This is a genomic window from Bacillus sp. 05T31 (assembly GCF_056396725.1).
Genome location: NZ_JBFTMA010000853.1, coordinates 1 through 1,599, shown reverse-complemented (window position 1 = coordinate 1,599; position 1,599 = coordinate 1). Strand labels below are relative to the sequence as shown.

The window sequence follows — 1,599 nt, the reverse complement described above, 5'->3', positions numbered from 1 at the left end:
CTCTTTATCGTTATCTACTTCATTTCGGCTTTTTTGCTCATGCAATAGAATGCCGAAATCCTCACGTAGTTTTTCGTTGTACTTTAACTGATCACGCGCCCAAGATATAAAGTCACCAGCTACATCAGATGTTTCAGAAATTAAAACAATATACTGCTTTAATCGATACACGACTTGATGACACAAATAACCGTTACTCAGGTAAGCGGTTTTTGCATGACCACGACCTACACTCCAAGCTACTTTTTTCTTTTTCTCCTTACCTGTTGTGATGTCATCTAATAGCCCACATAACGTTTGGTGAAACTCTGCTGCATCTTCCATCGCTACTCCAGCTGGAATTAAGTTGTCAGGATTGCCCGGATTCCCTTCTTCAGAGAAATACTCATACATGAAGTACAGCATGTCATGTTCTCCACGGTGCACCCTTTTTAACTTTTCTAACTCATCGATGTCAGCAAGTAGTGTATCCATGTAATATTCTGTAGCCTCACCAGTTTCGTACAGCTCCTGTAATTTCTTCGCTCTTTCTGCTACAAGATTAATACGTTCCTGACGTTCTTGACGGGCTAACCATTTACCGTCTATATATGCCATGTAGCCCGCCCTCCTTTTACTCGCCTGTCAATTTTTTTAATTTCTGAAGCTGTTCTTCGATTTCCGCATTTGTACGGGTCGCATTTCCTAGATCACCCTCGATTACTTTCTTATCAGTCAGTAAACCGAATCGCTGCATATACAATTGCATAGCTTTTACACTCGGTTGCGGCCCTAAAATTAACTGCATTAACTTGCTGTACACCTGCTCACGCTTCTCTGCGAGAAAACTATCGGCCACTTCACTCTTGAATGCGATGAAGTCCTGGTTCTTAGTTCGCCACTCCCAAAGCGTTGTCCGATTTATACCGAGCTCGTTCGCCATTTCATCTTGCGTCCTTTTTTCCTCGTTGTTCGACTCCATTAACTCGTTTTCTACAAGTAAGTACGCGGCTTGAATTTGTTTGGCCGTGAGTTTTTGTTTTAACTCGTCTAACTTTGCCATTGTTTTGCTCCCCTTTCTTTGTGAAATAGAAAAAGGCAACCGATTTAGTATCGATTGCCYTAAAATTCGTATATTTTGTATAACCCCACCTTACTCTGTAAAAACTATAAAAACAAACGTAGATTAACAATCATTATGTAATTCTCTACTACATCGCTTTATAAAAAACGTCATTATTAAAGTGATAATTCCTATACTCAAACCAAGTAATTGTTCTAGTGCAATTACATCACGAAAAATCCAACGAAAAATAAAACCTATGCTAAACATGAATACACACATAAAACCAAAATATCTCAATCCCTCATATACATCTTTCATTTTTAGCTCCCCTTAAACTATATCTATATTTTGTTAGAAGACCCTTTAGATTCTTTAAAAAAGTTAGATGCAATGCAACAAACTATTCCGGTAATAAGAACAACAAATGATAACATTTTATTTACATTTCCAAATATATTAAGCCCGTTAATCACATTAAGCATAACAAGTCCCCAAAATACTAGGATTGATCCAAAGCCAACCATTATTTTTCCTAATCGGGAATGTTTTTTCAT

General features: G+C 37.7%; 3 protein-coding genes and 1 pseudogene. All 4 read right to left on the bottom strand.

All coding sequences use genetic code 11. From position 1 onward, the window contains the following. Nucleotides 1–597, bottom strand: a pseudogene (locus tag AC1DJR_RS29200) (hypothetical protein); the annotation flags it as partial. Between the two features lie 16 nt (nucleotides 598–613). Continuing rightward, nucleotides 614–1,042: a phBC6A51 family helix-turn-helix protein gene (locus AC1DJR_RS29195; protein WP_001086032.1), complete on the bottom strand. Its 429-nt coding sequence runs from the start codon at nucleotides 1,040–1,042 to the stop codon at nucleotides 614–616. Between the two features lie 123 nt (nucleotides 1,043–1,165). Continuing rightward, nucleotides 1,166–1,363: a hypothetical protein gene (locus tag AC1DJR_RS29190; RefSeq protein WP_477004165.1), complete on the bottom strand. Its 198-nt coding sequence runs from the start codon at nucleotides 1,361–1,363 to the stop codon at nucleotides 1,166–1,168. A gap of 23 nt (nucleotides 1,364–1,386) precedes the next feature. Next, on the bottom strand, nucleotides 1,387–1,599 hold a 213-nt coding region (locus AC1DJR_RS29185), incomplete at its 5' end, for a hypothetical protein (protein ID WP_477004164.1).

Coding starts and splice junctions, on each gene's coding strand:
- AC1DJR_RS29195 (WP_001086032.1), bottom strand. CDS start 1,042: ATGGCAAAGTTAGACGAGTTAAAACAAAAACTCACGGCCAAACAAATT.
- AC1DJR_RS29190 (WP_477004165.1), bottom strand. CDS start 1,363: ATGAAAGATGTATATGAGGGATTGAGATATTTTGGTTTTATGTGTGTA.